Consider the following 19484-nt stretch of genomic DNA (forward strand, 5'->3'; position numbering starts at 1 on the left):
GTCAGACGACCGCTTCGTCGCGTCCGTCACGGATGCGCCGGACGCGGGCGCGCAGCGCCTGCTGCTTGCGGCTGACCGCACGCGAGCGCACGGTGAGCAGCCGCAGGGTGACGGAGCGGAGCTCTTTGGCGCTGAGACGCACACCGGTTCGGGCGTGCAGGGTGCGACGTTCAGCCGAGATCTGCAGCAGCTCGGCACCGAGCGAGACGAAATGCGCAAGCCCCGCGAGCGGCGAGACGAGCACGGCCAGCAGCGCAGCGATCACCGTCCCGGCCGCAGGTCCGCTCTGCGGGTGGCCCGACCACACGGGCCACAGGAACAGGAGCTTCCACCAGTCGCCGTCGTCGTCGAAGGCCGCCTTCACGACGAGCACCGACGTCGTGGTCGTGAGGACGGCGTTCAGGATCGACGTCCGGAACACGCGCTCGTCCCCACTCGCACCCTCGACACGACGCAGCCGGAACTCGGCCGTCTGGGCCACGAGCTCGTGGTTCGTCAGGCCGATCCGTCGCAGGGCCTCCCGCACGCGGGGTGAGTCGACCAGCGCCGCGGCGACGATCGTCTCGGCCGGGTCGGGATCGCTGACGCCGAACCGCCGGCGTGCTCGCTGCAGCACGGTGTCCGTGTCGACGTCCTCGAGCTCACGGAGCTCGTGGTCCATCGAACGCAGCTCCTCCGGGTCGAGGAGCATCGCGTCCAGCAGGTCGTGCAGATCCTCGTCGTCGTCCGCCTGCTCGACGGCTCCGGCAAGCATCAGCAGCGCGCCCGGTGGCTGCTCGACCCAGTCGTGGGTGCGCACCGCATCCGGTGTCCGGCTGGGTCCGGTGAGCGCCCCCGCCAGCCGCGAGCGTTTGGTGATCGTGGGATCGAACCCCTCGAGCTCGACGTCGAGCAGATCGTCCTGGACGAGCGCCAGGAGGTCTCCGTGCGTCAGGTCCGAGCCGTCCAGGAGCGCGCGGCTGGCGCCGGCCTCCCGGTCGGCGAGCAGGCCCAGGGCGAGCACGCCCGGGGGCACCGGGACGAGGTGGTAGTCGGCCGCGATCTCGACGGCCTTGCGCAGACCGGCGGACGCCGAGTGCGTGAGCGGCACGCGGTGCCATGTCCCGTCCGGGCGCTGGTCGGGGTCCGGGAACCGCTCGATGTCCGCCTCGTCGACGAAGTTGCCCTTCAACTGGATGTCGTCCCACGCCCCGGTGACATCCGCGGTGATCAGGCCCACGATGATGTCGACCGTCGACAGCGGCCGCCCGCCTCGTCTCGCCGCGGCGAACTCCAAGCCGTTCACGGTGGACGTGGCGAGCAGGACGCCGTCCAGCGGGTCGCTCACGGTGCGAACACCGCCAGGAGCACGGAGGTCGGTGGCTCCGGGTCGTTCCAGTCGACGACGAACTTGAGCCGCCCGCGGCCCGGCGGGACGGTCGCTTCGGTCGTCAGCGTCGCCTCGGACGAGTCGATCACGTGCAGGACGATCCGGCTCCCCGGCGCCGGCCGCCAGGTGCCAGAGATCCAGATGCGCAACGCTCCGTCGCCGACCACGGCCCGCGCGTCGGCGTTCTCGGCGAGGAGCTCCTCGGCACCGGGGGGCAACGACAGCTTCACGGGAACGCTGTCCTCGTCCTCCCCCAGGACCTCGATCGGCGTGAGTCGCGCTCCCACGATCGCGGTCGCGGCGGTGAGGCCCTCCGCGAGCCGCGACAGCCGCTCCCCGACGACCCCCAGGACGCGAACGGGCGGGGGTGCCGCGTCGGCGAGCTGCGCCCCCGCGGGCTCCGGCTCGGTCACCCAGCGCGCGGTCACCTCGACCCCGATCTCGCGTTCGGCGGCGAACTGGAGCAGGAGCCCGCGGATCGCCTCGGTCCGGGGGTGCTCAGGTGCCGTCAGCTCGCGCAGCGTGAACCACGCGGCCTCGGTGGCGAACTGGAGCGCGTCGCGGGCGATCTCCTCGCTGTCGACGAACTCCCGCGCGTGGGTGCGCAGCCAGCGCAGGCCCGCCGGGGCATCAGCGGACGCCGTGCCCGAGATGGAGCCGGCCAGCGCCTCGGTCTCCGGATCGCGCATCACCAGGGCGCGCAGCTCGAAGCGGGCGGACCGTGAGTGCTGCGCCGCTCGACCGAGGTGCTCGAGCACGCGGTCGTCCAGCGGGCCGCCGAGCCCTTGCCGCCAGGCCGCGAACCATTGCCATTCCGCCAGCGCCAGCCAGCCCAGCTCCTCGCGCCCGATCTCGGCTTCGACGAGCCCGGCGAACACAGCATCGTCGGCGACGGCGGCCTGAAGGTCGATGGCGTAGTTCTCGTCGCTCGCGGCGCGCCGGATCAGCTCGGCCGCCACCGGAATCAGGCTCATGACGGGACCCGCTCGATGGCCCCGGTGGCGTATGCGTGGCGCGCCCGGTCGGCCAAAGCCGTGACCGCGGGCGCGGCTCCGCTGATGCGCAGGTAGGGGGAACGCGTGAGCGCGGGCGCGTCGACGACGAAGTCCTCCTCCACGAGCAGCGTGAGCCGAGCGTCCTGGAAGCGGTTCGAGAACCCCAGCGCCAACGTCCCGGTCGGGGTCCAGTCGCTGACGGCGAGCCAGGTGTCCGTCCGGTTCGTGTACCAGCCGAGCGCGTCCACCTCGTCGGGTGTGAAGAGGACGACGTCGATCTGGAACTGCTCCCGAAACAGGTTCCGCAGCTTGTGCAGCCAGAGGTTCGTGTGCACCGTCAGCACGGCATCGCGATAGGCGGGCTGCACCCGCAACCAGCGCAGGTAGAGCTCGCGATTGGCCGGGTCACGCGCGTCGAACGCGCGCCATCCCGCCGGGTCGAAACGCGCGAGGACGCCGGCCCGGCCGTAGATCGCCGTGGAGAGCGGCTCCTCGACGCCGGTGACGTAGACGCCACGCCCCCAGGTGTAGTTGTCCTGGCCGATGTACAACCCGCCGTTGGGGCCGCGATAGGCGCCGGCCCACCGGGACCCGACGTACTTGACGACGAGCGGTGAAGCGCCGCCTCCCGGGTGCTCCAGGTTCGCCGACACGAAGTCGTCCCACGCGGGAGCGGAGGCCGCGATCGCATCGTCGATCCGCGTGCGGAGCGCTCGCGGCAGGAGTGCCGCGCCCGCGGTCATGCGGGATGGGACCAGCACGAGCAGCGACGAGACGACAGCACCAACCTCTTCCCTCCGTGGAACACTGAGCCAGTCTTGAGCGCGAGGACTGTAAACGGTCGGTACGCGCAAGGCAAGCGCGATCCGGCTATACCGAGTGCCTTGAAGCTCCTCGAACCCCAAGCGCTCCGTGACGCGCTCCGCGCCGACCTGAGAACCGCCATGAAGGCGCGCGACAAGGAGACGACGTCGGCGCTGCGGACCGCGCTCGCCGCGATCGACAACGCCGAGGCGGTCGTCGCGCCCGACCACGTCGAGGCGCCGAGCAGTGAGCACGTCGCCGGCGCGCGGGCGGGCGTCGGCTCGACCGAGGCCGAGCGCCGCGCGCTGTCGCTCGACGACGTGCACACGCTCCTGCAGGCGCAGATCGACGAGCGCGCGCAAGAGGCGGACCGCTACGACGCGCTCGGCCAGGCCGATGCCGCCGTGCGGCTCCGGCGCGAGGCCGACGCGCTCCGCGGCTACGTCCCCCGCTAGGAGGTCTCGGCGTCCTGGTTGCTCGGGTCCCCGCCCGGGGCGTAGGGCGCGGCGCAGTCCAGCACCTTCGCCGCGATCGCCGCGCCCGCGAGCTCGTCGGCGCCCTCCGTGACGAGCCCGTGGATCCCGTCCAGCTCCTGGACCGACGCATCGCGGCCGATCGCGCGGCCGAGCTCCTCGAGGTACCCCACGTTCCGGCCCCAACTGCTGAGGAACGCGTCGTACGGCTTGTCGAGGCCCGGCTTGACCAGCGCGCGCAGCTCCGGGAACGCCTTCGCCATCGTCGCGTGCCGGAGCTCCCACGCCTTGCCGTTGGCCTCGCGGAAGCGGTCGCGCTCACGCGCCGACTGCGCGCGGTTGCCGTCCTCGAACGACTGGTCGATCTGCTTCCCGGCGCGGTCCATGGCCGGCTGCGCGTCCTCGCACACGGCGTTGGCCTTCTCCGTGAGCTCGACGCGGTCGACAGTGGGCGGCCGCGTGGTCTCCGGCGCGGGGGTCTGCTCGGCCTGTCCGCACGCAGCGAAGGCCACGGCGCAGACCACGGGGATCAAGAAGCGGTGCACGCACGTCGAAGTACCCGCGCAGCGCTCATTTAGTACTTGCGGGCCGCCGGCGTGTCTACCTGCCGCTCGCGACGTGCGGCAAAATGCGTTCGATGTCGGCGTCTTGAGGACGTCGAGCATGGGCTCGCCCCACGGTGGTGCCCGCGAGCAACGCGATCGCGTGAAGGTCCTCGTCGGACGGTTCGACGTCGGGAACGGTCTTGGGCACCCCATCGGGCGGCTTGAAGTGCCCCAGCCGTCCACCGGGAAACGGACCGAGTCGTTCCGTCGCCAGATCGAGCGCCGCGACGAGCGGCTCTTGAATTCGCTCACGGTCGGGATCGAGCCGCAGGTGAGCTGCCGTAGTCCACTCGGCGAACGCTGCGTCACCCGAGTCCAGCACAGGTGCCTGCTCAGGATGATCCAACGATCGACGAAGCGCGGTCGCCCCCTCGGTGAGCGCGCGGATGGCGATCTCACGATCTTCATCTGATTCGGCGAGATCAGGCAGCAACCTATGGACGGACTCGTAGAGTTCCGGATCGCCTTCAAGCAGTCCCGCGACGAACGCGTCGAGAGCCCCGGAGCGCGTTGCCGGTGGAATCACAGCAGCGACCCGCATCGCGGTCGCGGGAAGGTCCACGTCATCGCGCAGCCGTTGCCACGCTGCGGCGGCCTGATTCATCGCGTCGACGAGATCGCTCGCGGGAAGAGCGACCGCGAGCTCCGGTGCCGTTTGCGCTCGCAGCGTCCCGACCGGAAGCACTGCGGTCCGCTCGCCGAATCGGGCACGGGCCGCTCGCTCCAACCCAGCGGCCTCGAGCGAGTCGATCTCGAAGTACACCGCCCAGTCGCGTCCGCGCGGCCGGCTTTCGCGGGCGATCTGCGCCGTCAACCGCTCGAGCCCTAGAGGACCAAGCAAGACGAACTGCTGAAGGTCCTCGCCATAGCCAGCCGCGGCGAGCAGCAGGCTGTCATCCGACGCGAGCCGTCGGACCGACTCAGCGACCGCGACTTCGGGCACTCCCAGCCGCTCCGCGAGCACGGTCACCGACGCGCCACCCATCGCCGCGATTGTCGCGACCACGAGATCGTCGAGTCCTTCGACGCCGTGAGAGGAGGTGCGGTTGAGCACGTCGTACACCCCGGGACGCGTCATGCCCGTGAGCTCTGCGATCCGAACGACCGGAATACCGCCGCTCCTCGCGGCGCGAATAGCCACACGTAACCGCTCTGCGGCGACCCGCGCGCGCTCCTCGTCGCGGCGTGCTTGCTCCAGCTGCACCTGCAGATGCTGACGGCCGATTGCGCGCTGTTCATCTCTGGGCAATCCCGAGGCCACGTCAAGTCACTTTACACGAAAGACGCTCTCTCTATGCATGTTATGCTGCACCGACAATGGCCGAGGACCACCGCGCTGAAGAGGACACGGGGCAGCGGTTCCCCGGCGTCCACTGGGTTCGCTGGAACCATGCGGCGGCCGAACGGTACCCCGAGCTCGAGCAGGCGATCGAGCGCTTCGATCCCGGTCCACGTCCCGCCGCTCAGGCCTCGGCCACTTGGCTCCGCGAGCAGGGTCTCAACGGCGAGTCGATCCCGTATCTGCTGATCGAAGACGGCAAGCTCCTCGGGTTCTACGCGCTGACCGCCGGACAGGTCGAGCTCAGCGGTGGCCATCGCAAGCGCTTGGGCCTCGCTCGGCCGACGCAAGGTGCCGTTCTCTTGACGCAGCTCGCGAAGAGCGCCGCGCACGAGGTCGATGGCGGCCGACTCGTCGAGGATGCGATCGGCGTCGCCTCGGAGCTCGCTCAACGGATGGGCGCCACAGTCCTCGCCGTCGACCCGTTCGATGAAGCAACCGACCAGATGTGGCAGAAACGCTTCCAGCTCCGCCCGTCACGGACAGCGGTGCCCGGCCACCCGGAGCTGAAGCGACTCTACGCTCCGCTCTAGAGCTCGTGACGGCGACCCGCGCTGCGGGACGCCTCAACGGCACGCCGAGCAGCGGCCACCGCCTCGATGACCGCCTCATCCTGTTGCGCGGCGGCGAGATCATCCGCATCGACGACCAGATCCGTCGCATGTGCGTCTTGCACGAAGTCGACGAGCTCGTCGAGGGACCCATCCCGCACAAGGGCCGCCGCCTTCTCGAGATCGGAAGCGAAGTCATCTCGGTGCCGCTCGAGGTACTCGCTCCACGCCGCGGCGAGCAACTCCGCGGGCTGGTTGCCGCACAGCTTGGCGAGACGGCTCACCTGCTGATGAACCTCGGCCGGGACGCGAATCGGGATAGTGCTCATGGAATGCGGGGTCGTCACGAAGACCTGTTGACACGATGCCGACGTGTAACGCTGTAACAGCATTCTAACACGAGCTGCCGCGCCGTCACCTGCGTCACGACGCGTCATGGTCGCGCGCCTCGAGGATGATCCGCGTGCGCGTGCCGGTCACGTCCGGCTTGGCGCGCAGGTGCGCGAGGACCTCCTGGAGGTGGCCGATGTCGCGGACCCGCACGTGCAGGACTGCGTCGAGGTCACCCGCGACGGCGTAGGCGGCCATCACGGGCGCGACGCCGTCCGCCGCCTTCCAGATGTCCTCCATCCGGGCGGTGCCGGCGAACTTGAGGTCGATGAAGGCCTGCAGCTCCAGGCCGAGCTTGCCGCGGTTGACCATCGCGACGTAGCCCTGGATGACGCCGTCGCTCTCCAGGCGCTCGACGCGGCGCTTGACCGCGGCCGTCGACAGGCCGACGACGCGCCCGAGGGACGCGTACGAGCGGCGGCCGTCCTCGCGGAGGAGGCTTACGATTCGCTCGTCGACGTCGTCCACGTGAGGCGGCTTCGGAGCGCGGGCAGGCGCAGGGTTCCGGTGGTCATGGCGATGCCCGCGAAGACTACGACGAGGCCGAGCAGCTCCCGGAGGGAAAGCACCTCGCCGGCGACGAGCGCGGCCAGCAGCATGGCCACGGGCGGGTTCGCGTAGGTGACCAGCAGCGCGGTCTCCGGGCCGGCGCTGCGCACGAGCGCGCACCACAGCACGAGGCCGAGGCCGATGTTGGCGGCGCCGAGCACGGCGAGCGCCGCGATCGAGCCGGTGGGCGGCACGGCGTCCGGAACGTCGGCGAGCAACAGCAGCACCCCGACCGGCAGCGCCGGCAGGCTCGCCGCGAGCGCGATCGCCTCGGGTCGGACGTCCGCGAACCAGGTCCGGATCGTGCGCGCGCCGATCGCGTAACACGCCGAGGCGGCGAGGAGCGCGAGCACGGCCGTGAGGCTCCCGGCGCTGCCGCCGCCGGTCGCGACGACCACACCCGCGAAGCCGACCAGCGCGCCGACGACCGCACGCCACGGCAGCCGCTCACCCGCGAGGACGCCGAAGGCGAGGCCGAAGATCGGCGCGGGCGCGACAAGGATCGCGGCCATGCCCGAGGACACGTCCGTGATCGCCAGCGCGATCAACGTGAGCGGGACGCCGGTCAGGGAAGCGGCGAGCGCGAGCGACGGCGCGGGGCGCGCCGCGATCACTCGCAGCGCCTGGCGCAAGTGGCCCCGCGCCGCCGCGAACACCCACGCCACCAGCACGGTCAGGAGGATCTCGACGGCGATGAGGGACGCCGGCGAGAAGCCGTCACGCGCGACCTGCGTCGGCAGATAGGAACTGCCGCGCAGGAGGGCGACGGCGACCAGCAGGGCGAGGGCGCTTCGGCTCAGCACCCCTCGACAACTGACGCACCGCCGCGGCGCTCTCAAGCACGACCGAACAAAGTCGCGCACACTCGCAAGAAGGTTGCGTTCTAGGACCGCTCCGACGACAGGAGTTTGCGCGCGGCCCCGTCAACTTTCGCGTTCAGCTTTGGCGCGCAGCTGCCGATCCTCGGTGAGCGACCGCACACGACTCGCCCGATGGCCAGCCCCGCTTCCCTCACCGCAACGCTCAACGACCCGGCACGCCTGGCGGCGCTGCAGGCCGCACTGCTGCTCGACTCCGTCGCCGAGCCCGAGTTCGACCGGCTCACGCGGCTCGCGAAGCGCGTGCTCGACGTCCCGACCGCGCTGATCTCGCTCGTCGACGGCCGCCGCCAGTTCTTCAAGAGCTGCATCGGGCTCAACGGCTGGCCCGCCGAGCAGCGCGGCACGCCGCTCTCGCACTCCTTCTGCCAGTACGTCGTCCACAGCGGGGTGCCGCTGGCGATCGACGACGCCCGTGAGGACGCGCTCGTGCGCGAGAACCTCGCGACGACCGAGCTCGACGTCGTCGCCTACCTCGGCGTCCCGCTGCGCTCCCGCGACGGGCACGTGCTCGGCACCATCTGCGCCGTCGACACGATCGTGCGCCGCTGGAACGACGAGGACATCGCCGCGATGAGCGACCTCGCCGAAGGCGTCATGACCGAGATCGTCCTCGGCGAGGAGGTGCGGGCGCTGCGCGCGGCCGAGACCGCGCTCGCCGACGCCGCGGAGGCCGCCGTGAGCGCCGCCGAGGCCAAGGCGCGCTTCCTGGCCGGCATGAGCCACGAGCTGCGCACGCCGCTCAACGGGATCCTCGGCATCCTCGACCTGCTCGACGGCGGCGAGCCGCACCACCGCGATCTGCTCCGCACCGCCCGCTCGTCCGGCGCCGAGCTGTTGCGGATCGTCAACGACGTGCTCGACTTCTCCAAGCTCGAGGCGGGCAAGCTGCGGCTCGACCCGCACCCGTTCGCGCTCGACGAGCTGGTCGAGGACACCTGCCACCTGCTCGCGGGCGACGCCCACGCCAAGGGCCTGGAGCTGGTCACGTGGATCGACCCGCGGCTGCCCCAGGCGCTCCACGGCGACGGCGGCCGCCTGCGCCAGGTGCTCACCAACCTGGTCGCGAACGCCGTCAAGTTCACCGCGACGGGCGAGGTCGTCGTCCGGGCCGAGGCCGCCACCGGCGACCACGTCCGCTTCAGCGTCACCGACAGCGGCATCGGGATCGCACCCGACCGCCTCCCGGCGCTGTTCGACCCGTTCGAGCAGGCCGAGCTCTCGACCACGCGCCACTACGGCGGCACCGGCCTGGGCCTCACGATCACGCGGGAGCTGGTGGAGCTGATGGGCGGCACGCTGGACGCCGAGTCCGAGCCCGGCCACGGCACCACGTTCGCGTTCACCCTCCCCCTCACCCCCGCCGAGGACGGCCGCGCCGCGCCGCCGCCGTTCTCCGACGCCCCGCGCGTGCTCGTCGCCGTCACGCACGCCGCGAGCCGCGCGGCCGTAGCCGACTACCTGGGCGCGCACGGCGCGCTCTGCGAGCTGGCCACCTCCGCCGACGAAGCGGCCTGGCTGCTCAGCGGCGACGCGTCGTTCGCGCTCGTCATCGCCGATCCCGCCATCGCGCCCGTCTGCGCCGTCCCCACGCTCGTCCTGCGCCCCGCCGGCGAGACCGGCCCGGACGAGCTCCCCACCCCCGTCCGCCGCGCGCAGCTGATCACGGCCGCGACCCGGCGGCTGCGCACCACGGCGACCGCCGCGCCCGCCACCGTCCTCGTCGCCGACGACAACGAGATCAACCGGCGCGTGATCACGGCGATGCTCGGCCGCCGTGGCGTCGCCGCCGAGGCCGTGGCCGACGGCGCCCAGGCCGTGCAGGCGGTGCAGAACGGCGAGTTCGTCGCGGTGCTGATGGACTGCGAGATGCCGATCGCCGACGGGTTCTCCGCCACCGAGCGCATCCGCGCCGCCGGCCACCGCATCCCGATCATCGCCATGACCGGCCACGTGCTGGACGAGGACCGTGCCCGCTGCCGCCGCGCCGGCATGGACGATCACCTCGCCAAGCCGATCGACGCGCACTCGCTCGACGCGATCCTCGAGCGCTGGATCTACGGTTCACGAAGCAACCAACAATCTTGTTGACAATCTAGTCGACAGCGCTTACGGTTCGCTCTCCCCGGCAACGAAGAGGAGAGATCGTCAGTGCCACTCAAGGGAATGCGCCTCGTCGCGACGCTTGCGGCTACCGCCGCGCTCACGGTCGCCGCGTGCGGCGGGAGCGATGAGGAGACCCCGGCGTCGCCGAGCGGCGCCTCGACCGGCGAGTCCAAGCCGGTCACGCTGAAGGTCGGCGTCCTCCCCATCGGCGACCTCGCACCGCTGTACCTGGGCATGGACCAGGGCTTCTTCAAGGAGGAGAACCTGACGATCGAGCCGGCCGTCGCCGAGGGCGGTGCCGCGGTCGTCCCGGCCGTCATGTCCGGCGACAACCAGATCGGCTTCTCGAACGTCACCTCGATCATGAACGCCGTGGCGCAGAACCTGCCGCTGAAGCCGATCGCCGCCGGCGTCAACGGCGCCGCGACCGAGGAAGAGGCGTGGGACGCGCTGCTCGCGCCCAAGGGCGGCGTGACCGACCTCAAGCAGCTCGAAGGCAAGAAGGTCTCGGTCAACACGCTCAAGAACCTGCCGGAGGTCGCCGTCCGCAACAGCCTCGAGAAGGCGGGCGTGGACGTCTCCAAGGTCGAGTTCGTCGAGATCCCGTTCCCGGACGTGCCCGCCGCGCTGGAGGCCAAGCGCGTGGACGCGGCGTTCGCGGTCGAGCCGTTCGTCGGCGCGTCCGTCGCCGCCGGCGCGACCAAGCTCGCCGAGCCCTTCGAGGAGCTCGCCCCGAACCTGACGATCGCCGAGTACTTCACGACCGAGCAGTACGCGTCCGAGAACGCCGACGTCGTCGAGCGCTTCACGCGCGCCATGAACAAGTCGCTGGACTTCGCCCAGAGCAACCCCGACGAGGTCCGCCGGATCATCACGACCTACACCAAGACCCCGCAGGAGGCCGCCGACAAGATGGCGCTGCCGACCTGGAGCGCGGAGGTCAACGGCGACGCGATGGCCACGCTCGTCGAGGCGTCCAAGAAGTACGGTGTGCTCAAGGGCGACGTCGACGTGGACCGCTTCGTGAACCTGGGCTCGTGAAGCCGCGCATCCCATACGCTGCGCAGCCGTGGGTCGGCGTGCTGGCCGTGCTCGTGCTGATCGAGCTCGTCGTGCGCGTCGGCCTGTTGCCGAGCCGGTACTTCCCGCCGATGACGGAGACGTTCGCGGCGCTCGTCGGCCAGCTCGGGGAGTCCGGGTACTGGACCGCGATCGCCCACACCCTCGAGGGGTGGGCGATCGGGCTGGGCATCGCGATCGTGATCGCGGTGCCGCTCGGCCTCGCGCTCGGCTTCAACGACTACCTGTACCGCGCCGCGCGACCGATCATCGAGTTCCTGCGGCCGGTCCCGTCGGTCGCGCTGATCCCGCTCGCGATCCTGATCTACGGCACCGGGCTGCAGAGCAAGGTGTTCCTGGTCGCGTTCGCGTCGGTCTGGCCGCTGCTGATCCAGACGATCTACGGCGCGCGCGACCTCGACCCGATCCAGCTCGAGACCGCGCGGTCGTTCCGGATCAGCCGCAGGGACCGGGTGCTGCGCGTGACGCTGATGGGCGCGGTGCCCTACATCGCCACGGGCCTGCGGATCTCCTCCGCCACGGCGCTGATCCTCGCCATCACGGCCGAGCTGATCATCGGCTCGGCGGGCCTCGGTCGCGAGATCAACATCGCCCGCCAAGGCGGCGCGAACGACCTCATGTACGCGCTGATCATCACCACCGGCCTGATTGGCTGGGGACTGAACACGCTCTTCAGCCGCGGCGAGCGGCGCGTGCTGCACTGGCATCCCTCGCACCGGGCGGTGGTGGCATGAACGCCAAGAAGCTCGCGCTCGAGATCGTCACGCCGCTCCTCGTCATCGCGCTCATCTGGTGGTGGACGAGCGGCGCGGAGAGCTACTACTACCCGCCGCTCGGCGACATCTTCCGCGCGTTCGCCGACACCTGGGTGTTCGAGCGCTTCAGCGCGGACGTGCTGCCGAGCCTCGGCCGCCTCGCCGCGGGCTACGTCATCGCCGCCGTCCTCGGAATCGCGCTGGGCGTCGTCCTCGGCCGCCAGCCGACGCTGCGGCGGATGGCCACGCCGATCGTCGAGTTCCTGCGCGCGATCCCCGCGCCGGCGCTGATCCCGTTCGCGATCCTCGTGCTCGGCGTCGAGAACGACGCCAAGATCTTCCTGATCGCGGTCGTGTGCGTGTTCCCGATCCTGCTGAACACGATCGACGGCGTCGCCGGCGTGGAGCCGACCTTGCTGGACACCACGCGCGTCTATCGGATCGGGCGACTGGACCGGCTGCGTTACGTGGTCCTCCCCGCCGCCGCACCGCAGATCTTCGCCGGCCTGCGCACGAGCCTGAGCCTGTCGCTGATCCTGATGGTGATCAGCGAGATGGTCGCTTCCAGCAACGGCATCGGCTACTTCATCCTGCAGTCCCAGCGCTCGTTCGCCATCACCGAGATGTGGTCGGGCATCCTCCTGCTCGGCCTGCTCGGGTACCTGTTCAACGCCGTCTTCACGCTCGTCGAGCGCCGCGTCCTCGCGTGGCACATCGGCGCGCGCGCCGGAGCCCAGTAGATGCTCAGAGTCGACCACCTCAGCAAGACCTACGGCAGCGGGGCCACGGCCACGCAGGCCATCAAGGACCTCTCGTTCGAGATCCAGGCGGGCGAGTTCGTCTGCATCGTCGGCCCGTCCGGCTGCGGCAAGACGACGCTGCTGAAGACGATGTCGGGCCTGCTGGAGCCGACGAGCGGCACGGTCGAGCTGGGCGGCAAGCGCGTCACCGGCCCGCCCGAGCAGATGGCGCTCGTCTTCCAGGACTACAGCCGCTCGCTGTACCCGTGGATGACGGTCGCCGCGAACGTGGAGTTCCCGCTGCGCAAGCGCGGTTCGAAGACCGAGCGGCGCGGCGCGGTCGCGCAGGCGCTGGAGTCGGTGGGCCTCGACGGGTTCGGCGACAAGTACCCGTGGCAGCTGTCGGGCGGGATGCAGCAGCGCGTCGCGATCGCGCGCGGGCTCGCGTACCGGCCGGAGATCCTGCTGATGGACGAGCCGTTCGCGTCCGTCGACGCCCAGACGCGCGCCGACCTCGAGGACCTCGTGCTGAAGATCCGCCACGACTACGGCGTGACGATCCTGTTCGTCACGCATGACATCGACGAGTCGGTGTACCTCGCCGACCGCGTCGTGATCCTCTCCCAGCGCCCGACCGTGGTGCAGGAGACGCTCGACGTGCCGCTCCCGCGCCCGCGTGACCAAGTCGCGACGAAGGAGCTGCCGGAGTTCGCGCACCTGCGTGCCCACGTGTACCGGGCGATCAAGCGTCCCGACAGCGTGGCGGCTCCCGCGGGCGTGGCATGAGCGCCTACGGCGCGTTGCACACGGCGATCGTCGCGGGCGAGCTCTCGCCCGGAGAACGGCTGGTCGAGGAGGAGCTGGCCGAGCGGCTCGGCGTCAGCCGCGGCGCGGTCCGGGAGGCGATCCTGCGGCTCGGCCACGACGGGCTCGTGGTCCGCGAGCGCAACCGCGGCGCGCGCGTGCGGCGGTTCACGCTGGACGAGGCGATCGAGATCCTCGAGGCGCGCGCGGCCTTGGAGTCGCTCGCGGCGGGCTACGCGGCGCTGCGGCGCACGGAGGACGAGGCGCGCGAGCTGGAGGCGCTCGCGAACGAGATGCGGGCGCTGCACGCCGACGGCGAGCTGCTCGCGATGTCCGAGCGCAACGCGGTCATGCACCGCCGGATCCTCGAGGTCAGCGCGCACCGGGTCTCGCGCGACATCTGCGCGCGCCTGAACTCGCAGATGGTGCGCTTCCAGTTCCGCACCGTGCTCGCGCCGGGCCGCTCGGACCGGTCGATGGCCGAGCACCAGCGGATCGTCGAGGCGATCAGCGCCGGTGACCGCCTCGGCGCGGAGGCCGCGATGCGCGAGCACCTCACCAACGTCAGCGCCGCGCTCGTCGAGATTGCCGCCCCCGACCTGATCCGTGCCTGACCATCCCGTCCCGTCCGCCCGCGCGCGCGAGCTCGTGCGCGGTGGGTTCGACCCGTACGTGCACGCCGCGCCGGACTTCGCGCCGCGCCGGATCACCGACCTGGAGCTCGCGGCGCGCTGTGTCGAGCTCGGGCTGTCGGGGTTCGGGTTGACGTCGCACTACACGGCGACGGCGGAGCGGGCCGCGGTGGTCAACGCGGCGGTGGGGGCTTCGCTCGCCGTCGGCTCGATCGTGCTCAACCACGCGGTCGGCGGGCTCAACGCGACCGCGGTCGAGGTGGCCGCGCGGCAGGGCGCGCGGTTCGTGTGGCTGCCGACGGTCAGCGCGACGGGCGAGGTCGCGAAGGTCGAGAGCGCGAACGGCAACGTGCCGGTGTGGGTGCAGTTCGAACGGGAGCTGCGGGCGGCGGGCGCGAAGCCGGGCGCGGTGCCGGTGCTGGACTCCGGCGGCGCGCCGCTGCCGGCGCTCCTCGCGGTGCTGGACGTCGTCGCGCGTCGCGGGCTCGTGCTCGCGACCGGGCATCTCTCCCGTGCCGAGGTGTTCGGCGTCGTCGACGCGGCGGTGGCGGCGGGCGTCGAGACGATCGTCGTCACCAACCCGGAGTTCCCGTCGCACAAGCTCAGCCCGGACGACCAGGTCGCGCTGGCTGCGCGCGGGGCCTTCTTCCAGCGCGCTCTGACGACGCCCTACACCGGCAAGTGCACGTGGGAGGAGCTGTTCGCCGCCACGCGTGCGGTCGGTGCGGCGCGCACGGTCTGGAGCAGCGACCTCGGGCAAGTGTTCAACCCGCCGGTCGAGGACGGCTTGGCCCTGTTGGCCGACCGTCACCTCGAAGCCGGCTTCAGCGAGGGGGAGGTCCGGATCATGGCCGTCGAGAACACGAGGAGGCTGGCGGGTGCCTAAGCGCGTCCAGGTGATCGGCGCGCACTCGGCGGACTTCGTCTGGCGCGCGGGCGGCGCCGTGGCCAAGGCGGTCGCGCTCGGGGGCGTGGCCGAGGTGATCGCGCTGTCCTACGGCGAGCGGGGTGAGTCCGGCGAGCTGTGGAAGCAGGAGGGCCAGACGCTCGAGAACGTCAAGCGGCTGCGGCACGCGGAGGCGTCGGCGGCCGCGGGCCATCTGGGCGCGTCCTTCCGCTGCCTGGACTTCGGCGACTACCCGCTGCAGATCGACGGCGAGCGGCTGCTGGCGATCGCGGACGTGATCCGCGAGTTCGCGCCCGACGTGCTGATCACGCACACCTCCGTCGACCCGTTCAACCCGGATCACCCGGTGGCGTTCGGCGCCGTGGATCGGGCGCGGTCGTTGGCCGCGGGCGCGGGCGTGCCGAGCGCGTTCGGGACGATCAAGCCGCCGCAGCTGTTCCTGTTCGAGCCCCACCAGCCCGAGCTGTGCGCGTTCACGCCGACCGTGCACGTGGACATCACCAGCGTCTGGGACCAGAAGGTCGCCGCGATGGCTGAGATGCAGGCGCAGCAGTACCTGCAGACCTACTACGCGCAGCGCGGCGAGCAACGCGGCAACCACGCGCGGCGGGCCTCTGGCCGGAGTGAGGTCCGGTACGGCGAGTCGTTCATGCGGGTGCTCCCGCAGGTCGTGGAGGAGCTATGAGCAGCAAGGAGCTGGCGCGGCTCGGGGCCGCGACCGTCTACGAGGCGTCCGGCCGTTGCGGCCTGGTCGATGCGGAGTTCAAGCAGCTCGTGCCGCGCTCGCGCGCGTGCGGGCCGGCGCGCACCGTGCGCTGCGGGCAGGACGACAACCTGATGGTCCACGCCGCGATGACGCGGCTCCAGCCCGGCGAGGTGCTCGTGCTGACGATGCCCGAGCCGCGGCCGGTCGCGCTGCTCGGCGATCTGCTGCTCACGCAGGCCGCCGCCCGGGGCGCGGTGGCCGTGCTCGTCGACGCCGCCATCCGTGACGCGGAGGAGCTGTCGGAGATGACCGTTCCGGTGTGGGCGCGGTGGATCCGCTCGCGGGGCGCCGCGAAGGACGTGGTCGGCGAGCTGGACGTGCCGGTCGTCGTCGGCGGCTGCACGATCAACCCCGGTGACCTCGTGGTGCTCGACGCGGACGGCGTGACCGTCGTGGAGGCCGCGCGCGAGGAGGAGGTGCTGGCCGCGTCGCTCGAGCGCGAGGCGAAGGAACGCGTCAAGCGCGCGAAGCTCGAGGCCGGCGCGCTCTCCTGGCACCTCGACGGCTTGGACGCGCGTGTCTGAGCTCGCGCACCTCGGTCCGGTCGAGCTGTTCACACCGCGCTTCGACGCGAGCCTGGCGTTCTTCGTCGACATCCTCGGGATGGATGTGGTCGAGCAGATCGGGCCGTCGACCTACCTGCGCGGCTGGGGCGACTACCAGCCGTGGTCGGTCAAGCTGACGGCGTCCGAGACGAGCGGGATGGGCGTGCTCGGGCTGCGCGCGTGGAGCGTCGAGGCGTTGGAGCGCCGGGTGGCCGCGGTCGAAGCCACCGGGCTCGGGCTCGGCTGGACCGACGGCGACCTCGGCCGCGGGGCTTCGTATCGCTTCACCGACCCCGACGGCCACGTCTTCGAGCTGTACTACGAGTGCGATCGCTATGTCGCGCCCGAGGGGCTCCGGCCCGCGCACAAGAACGTGCCCGGCCGCTACACCGGCCGGGGCTGCGCGATCAAGCGCCTCGACCACATCAACCTCCTCGCCGCGGACGTGCGCGCGAACCGCGAGTTCTGCGTCGAGCAGCTCGACTACCGCTTGTATGAGCGCATCGAGCTCAATGACGGGTCAGAGGCCGGCGCCTGGATGAGCGCGACGATCGCCGCCCACGAGCTGATCTACACCCGCGACGCGCACGGAGCGAGCGGACGGCTGCACCACGTGGCGCTGTGGGTGGACACGCGCGAGGAGTGCTTGCGCGCCGCCGACATCTGGGTGGATGCCGGCATCGAGATCGAGGCCGCGCCGTCCAAGCACGCGATCGCGCAGGGCTTCTTCCTCTACGGCATCGAGCCGGGTGGCAACCGGGTCGAGGTCACCACCGGCGGGCGCTTCGTCTACGCGCCCGACGAGCCGGTCGTGGTCTGGACCGAGGCCGAGCGCGCGAAGGGCCAGGCGTGGGGCGTGAAGACCGTCGAGTCCTTCCACACCTACGGGACGCCGCCGGTCGAGTAGGCGGCTTTGACGAGAACCTCGAGCGTGAGCGCGACGGAGCGTCGCGTCAGCGCCTCCTCGCGGTGCAGCACGAGCAGCTGGCGGTAGGCGACGGGGTCGAGCGGGGCGAGCGCGACCGTGCCCGGCGGGGCCGTGACGAACGACGGAAGGATCGTCACGCCCAGGCCGCGGTGGACGGCGTAGAGCAGCGACTCGTGGCTGAACAGGCGGCCCGCGAAGCGCGGCTCGAAGCCCGCGCGCCGGCAGCGGCGGACGATGTGCTGCTCGAGCTCGGTGCCGTCGAGGAGCCAGGCGGCTTCGCGCAGGTCATTCAGGTCGCCGGTGGACGTCGTGCCGGGCGGGAGCACGAGCTGCAGCTCGTCGCGCGCGAGCGGCACCGACCGCAAGTGCGGCGTGTGCGGGAACGTGCCGTCGCCGAAGTCGGCCACGATCGCGAGGTCCACCTCCCCACGTTCGAGCGCCGGGACGTTCTCGGCGGGCTCGAGCTCGGCCAGCTGGACCGTGATGCCGGGGTGCTGGTGGCCGACCTGCGCGGCCGCGTCGATCACGAACGCGCGCATCGCGCTCGTGAAGGCGGAGACGCGCACCGCGCCGGCGGGCGCTTCCTGCAGCGCGCGCAGCGCCTCCTCGGCGGCGTCGATGCGCTCGAGGATCACGCGCGCGTGGCCGGCGAGCGCGACGCCCGCCTCCGTGAGTGCGACCGTGCGGCCGTGGCGTTCGATGAGCGCCGCGCCGCTCTCCCGCTCCAGCGCCGCCAGCTGCTGGGACACGGCGGACGGGCTCATCGAGGCGGCGTGGGCCACCGCCCGGACGGTGCCGAGGCTTTCGAGCTGGATCAGCAGGCGGAGGCGGCGTGGGTCGAGCACTGTGCAGCTCGACTGTACAGCGAGGGCAGAAAATGTCGCTGGTCCTTCACGATCGCGCGGAGTACCTTCGCTCCATGAGTGTGCTTGCCGAGACCGGGCTGGACCCGGCGTTCTGGTCCGACGTCGATCGTCACGTCATCCGCTACAACCCGACCTTCGTGCCGACGATCGTCGAGCGCGCGGAGGGCAGCCTGCTCTACACGAGCGACGGGCGCGAGCTGATCGACTTCACCTCGGGCCAGATGAGCTCGATCCTCGGCCACTCGCACCCGGCGATCACGGCCACGATCCGCGAGGCCGCGGGCACGCTGGACCACCTGTTCAGCGGCATGCTCTCCCGTCCGGTCGTCGAGCTCTCGCGCCGCCTGGCCGAGTCGCTGCCGGACCCGCTGAACAAGGCGATGCTGCTGACCACGGGCGCCGAGGTCAACGAGGCCGCGCTGCGCCTGGCGAAGCTCGTCACCGGCAAGCACGAGATCGTCGCCTTCAGCCGGAGTTGGCACGGCATGACGCTGGGCGCGTCCAACGCGACCTACAGCGCCGGCCGCAAGGGCTACGGGCCCGCCGCGCCCGGCAACTTCGCGCTGCTCACGCCGGACCCGTACCGTCCGGACGTGGTCGACGCCGACGGCCAGCTCGATTGGCGCCGTCAGCTCGACATGGGCTTCGCGCTCATCGACGCGCAGTCCACGGGCGCCCTCGCCGCGTGCATCGTCGAGCCGATCCTCTCGTCCGCCGGCATCGTCGTCCCGCCGGCCGGCTACTTCCGCGCGCTCCGCGAGCACTGCGACCGCCGCGGCATGCTCCTGATCTTCGACGAGGCCCAGACCGCCCTCTACCGCACGGGCGACCGCTACGGCTTCGAGCGCGACGGCGTCACGCCGGACATCATCACCATGTCCAAGACCCTCGGCGCGGGCCTGCCTTTGGCCGCCGTGGTGACCACGGACGAGATCGAGGCCGCCGCCTACGAGCGCGGCTACCTCTTCTACACGACCCACATCTCCGACCCGCTCGTCGCCTCGGTCGGCAACACCGTGCTCGACGTGCTGGAGGACGACGGCGTCGGCGCGGGCGTGGCCGCCAAGGGCGAGATCCTCGCGAACGGCCTCCGCGCGCTCCAGGAGCGCCACCCGGTGGTCGGCGACGTGCGCGGCCGCGGCCTCATGCAGGGCCTCGAGATCGTCCTCGACCGCGAGACCAAGGAAGCCTCCCCCGCCCTCGGCACCGCGGTGACCGACCGCTGCCTCGAGCTTGGCCTGCACATGAACATCGTCAACCTGCCCGAGCTGTCCGGCACGTTCCGGATCGCCCCGGCGCTGACGACCCCCGACGAGCAACTGCGCCTCGGCCTCGAGATCCTCGACCAAGCGCTGTCGGAGGTCGCACCGCGCTTCGTGTAGTCCCCCCAGGGGGGTGACGA

22 protein-coding genes are annotated in these 19484 nt (G+C 71.4%); 13 read left to right on the forward strand and 9 right to left on the reverse strand.

The genetic code is table 11. From position 1 onward, the window contains the following. Position 1: 1 nt before the first annotated feature. The 3 genes from OJ997_RS21475 to OJ997_RS21485 are packed head-to-tail and all read right to left on the reverse strand — an operon-like array spanning position 2 to position 3125. A complete protein-coding gene (locus tag OJ997_RS21475; RefSeq protein ID WP_270027288.1) occupies positions 2–1327 on the reverse strand; it encodes a hypothetical protein in 1326 nt (441 codons plus the stop codon). Further along, on the reverse strand, positions 1324–2343 hold the full coding sequence (locus tag OJ997_RS21480; protein ID WP_270027289.1) for a hypothetical protein: 1020 nt from the start codon (positions 2341–2343) through the stop codon (positions 1324–1326). The genes OJ997_RS21475 and OJ997_RS21480 overlap by 4 nt, the downstream gene beginning before the upstream one ends. Then, positions 2340–3125: a hypothetical protein gene (locus tag OJ997_RS21485; RefSeq protein ID WP_270027290.1), complete on the reverse strand. Its 786-nt coding sequence runs from the start codon at positions 3123–3125 to the stop codon at positions 2340–2342. The genes OJ997_RS21480 and OJ997_RS21485 overlap by 4 nt, the downstream gene beginning before the upstream one ends. Positions 3126–3308: 183 nt before the next feature. Between OJ997_RS21485 and OJ997_RS21490 the strand changes: the two genes are divergently transcribed. Next, positions 3309–3623, forward strand: coding sequence for a GatB/YqeY domain-containing protein (locus tag OJ997_RS21490; protein ID WP_372517920.1), 315 nt, complete (start codon positions 3309–3311; stop codon positions 3621–3623). Here the strand turns inward: OJ997_RS21490 and OJ997_RS21495 are convergent. Further along, positions 3620–4186 carry a hypothetical protein gene (locus OJ997_RS21495; RefSeq protein ID WP_270027292.1) on the reverse strand — a complete coding sequence of 189 codons (567 nt, stop codon included), beginning with the start codon at positions 4184–4186 and terminating at the stop codon, positions 3620–3622. The two genes, OJ997_RS21490 and OJ997_RS21495, sit on opposite strands and share 4 nt — an antisense overlap. 55 nt (positions 4187–4241) lie before the next feature. Further along, complete coding sequence (locus OJ997_RS21500; RefSeq protein WP_270027293.1) at positions 4242–5507, reverse strand: hypothetical protein; 1266 nt, start codon at positions 5505–5507, stop codon at positions 4242–4244. Positions 5508–5563: 56 nt separating this feature from the next. On the opposite strand from OJ997_RS21500, the gene OJ997_RS21505 reads away from it, so the two are divergent. Beyond that, on the forward strand, positions 5564–6118 hold the full coding sequence (locus tag OJ997_RS21505) for a hypothetical protein (protein ID WP_270027294.1): 555 nt from the start codon (positions 5564–5566) through the stop codon (positions 6116–6118). Here the strand turns inward: OJ997_RS21505 and OJ997_RS21510 are convergent. From OJ997_RS21510 to OJ997_RS21520, 3 genes are all read right to left on the reverse strand, one after another. After that, positions 6115–6465: a hypothetical protein gene (locus OJ997_RS21510; protein WP_270027295.1), complete on the reverse strand. Its 351-nt coding sequence runs from the start codon at positions 6463–6465 to the stop codon at positions 6115–6117. The genes OJ997_RS21505 and OJ997_RS21510 overlap by 4 nt on opposite strands. 94 nt (positions 6466–6559) lie before the next feature. Next, positions 6560–6994, reverse strand: coding sequence for an Lrp/AsnC family transcriptional regulator (locus tag OJ997_RS37715; RefSeq protein ID WP_270027296.1), 435 nt, complete (start codon positions 6992–6994; stop codon positions 6560–6562). Then, a complete protein-coding gene (locus OJ997_RS21520) occupies positions 6967–7878 on the reverse strand; it encodes a DMT family transporter (RefSeq protein WP_270027297.1) in 912 nt (303 codons plus the stop codon). The genes OJ997_RS37715 and OJ997_RS21520 overlap by 28 nt, the downstream gene beginning before the upstream one ends. Positions 7879–8067: 189 nt before the next feature. On the opposite strand from OJ997_RS21520, the gene OJ997_RS21525 reads away from it, so the two are divergent. From OJ997_RS21525 to OJ997_RS37720, 10 genes are read left to right on the forward strand one after another with little or no spacing between them, the layout of a single operon-like run. After that, entirely contained in the window at positions 8068–10044 is a 1977-nt protein-coding gene (locus OJ997_RS21525; protein ID WP_270027298.1) for an ATP-binding protein, read from the forward strand. 60 nt (positions 10045–10104) lie between these two features. After that, positions 10105–11100 (forward strand): ABC transporter substrate-binding protein, encoded by a 996-nt coding sequence (locus OJ997_RS21530; RefSeq protein WP_270027299.1) that lies wholly within the window; start codon positions 10105–10107, stop codon positions 11098–11100. Then, complete coding sequence (locus OJ997_RS21535) at positions 11097–11873, forward strand: ABC transporter permease (RefSeq protein ID WP_270027300.1); 777 nt, start codon at positions 11097–11099, stop codon at positions 11871–11873. Before OJ997_RS21530 ends, OJ997_RS21535 begins: the two co-directional genes overlap by 4 nt. Next, positions 11870–12634 carry an ABC transporter permease gene (locus OJ997_RS21540; RefSeq protein ID WP_270027301.1) on the forward strand — a complete coding sequence of 255 codons (765 nt, stop codon included), beginning with the start codon at positions 11870–11872 and terminating at the stop codon, positions 12632–12634. Before OJ997_RS21535 ends, OJ997_RS21540 begins: the two co-directional genes overlap by 4 nt. Then, positions 12635–13420 (forward strand): ABC transporter ATP-binding protein, encoded by a 786-nt coding sequence (locus OJ997_RS21545; RefSeq protein WP_270027302.1) that lies wholly within the window; start codon positions 12635–12637, stop codon positions 13418–13420. Further along, positions 13417–14052 (forward strand): GntR family transcriptional regulator, encoded by a 636-nt coding sequence (locus OJ997_RS21550; RefSeq protein ID WP_270027303.1) that lies wholly within the window; start codon positions 13417–13419, stop codon positions 14050–14052. The genes OJ997_RS21545 and OJ997_RS21550 overlap by 4 nt, the downstream gene beginning before the upstream one ends. Beyond that, positions 14045–14956: a DUF6282 family protein gene (locus OJ997_RS21555; RefSeq protein ID WP_270027304.1), complete on the forward strand. Its 912-nt coding sequence runs from the start codon at positions 14045–14047 to the stop codon at positions 14954–14956. The genes OJ997_RS21550 and OJ997_RS21555 overlap by 8 nt, the downstream gene beginning before the upstream one ends. Next, entirely contained in the window at positions 14949–15662 is a 714-nt protein-coding gene (locus tag OJ997_RS21560; protein WP_270027305.1) for a PIG-L deacetylase family protein, read from the forward strand. The genes OJ997_RS21555 and OJ997_RS21560 overlap by 8 nt, the downstream gene beginning before the upstream one ends. Further along, a complete protein-coding gene (locus OJ997_RS21565; RefSeq protein ID WP_270027306.1) occupies positions 15659–16267 on the forward strand; it encodes a 4-carboxy-4-hydroxy-2-oxoadipate aldolase/oxaloacetate decarboxylase in 609 nt (202 codons plus the stop codon). Before OJ997_RS21560 ends, OJ997_RS21565 begins: the two co-directional genes overlap by 4 nt. Continuing rightward, positions 16260–17195, forward strand: coding sequence for a VOC family protein (locus OJ997_RS37720; RefSeq protein WP_270027307.1), 936 nt, complete (start codon positions 16260–16262; stop codon positions 17193–17195). The genes OJ997_RS21565 and OJ997_RS37720 overlap by 8 nt, the downstream gene beginning before the upstream one ends. Here the strand turns inward: OJ997_RS37720 and OJ997_RS21575 are convergent. Then, positions 17171–18061, reverse strand: a complete 891-nt coding sequence (locus OJ997_RS21575) for a LysR family transcriptional regulator (protein WP_270027308.1) — start codon at positions 18059–18061, stop codon at positions 17171–17173. The genes OJ997_RS37720 and OJ997_RS21575 overlap by 25 nt on opposite strands. A gap of 74 nt (positions 18062–18135) precedes the next feature. Between OJ997_RS21575 and OJ997_RS21580 the strand changes: the two genes are divergently transcribed. Next, positions 18136–19464: an aspartate aminotransferase family protein gene (locus OJ997_RS21580; protein ID WP_270027309.1), complete on the forward strand. Its 1329-nt coding sequence runs from the start codon at positions 18136–18138 to the stop codon at positions 19462–19464. The last annotated feature ends 20 nt before the right edge of the window (positions 19465–19484 follow it).

Origin of the sequence: Solirubrobacter phytolaccae, from assembly GCF_027587195.1 — a bacterium.
GTDB classification, from domain to species: Bacteria; Actinomycetota; Thermoleophilia; order Solirubrobacterales; family Solirubrobacteraceae; genus Solirubrobacter; species Solirubrobacter phytolaccae.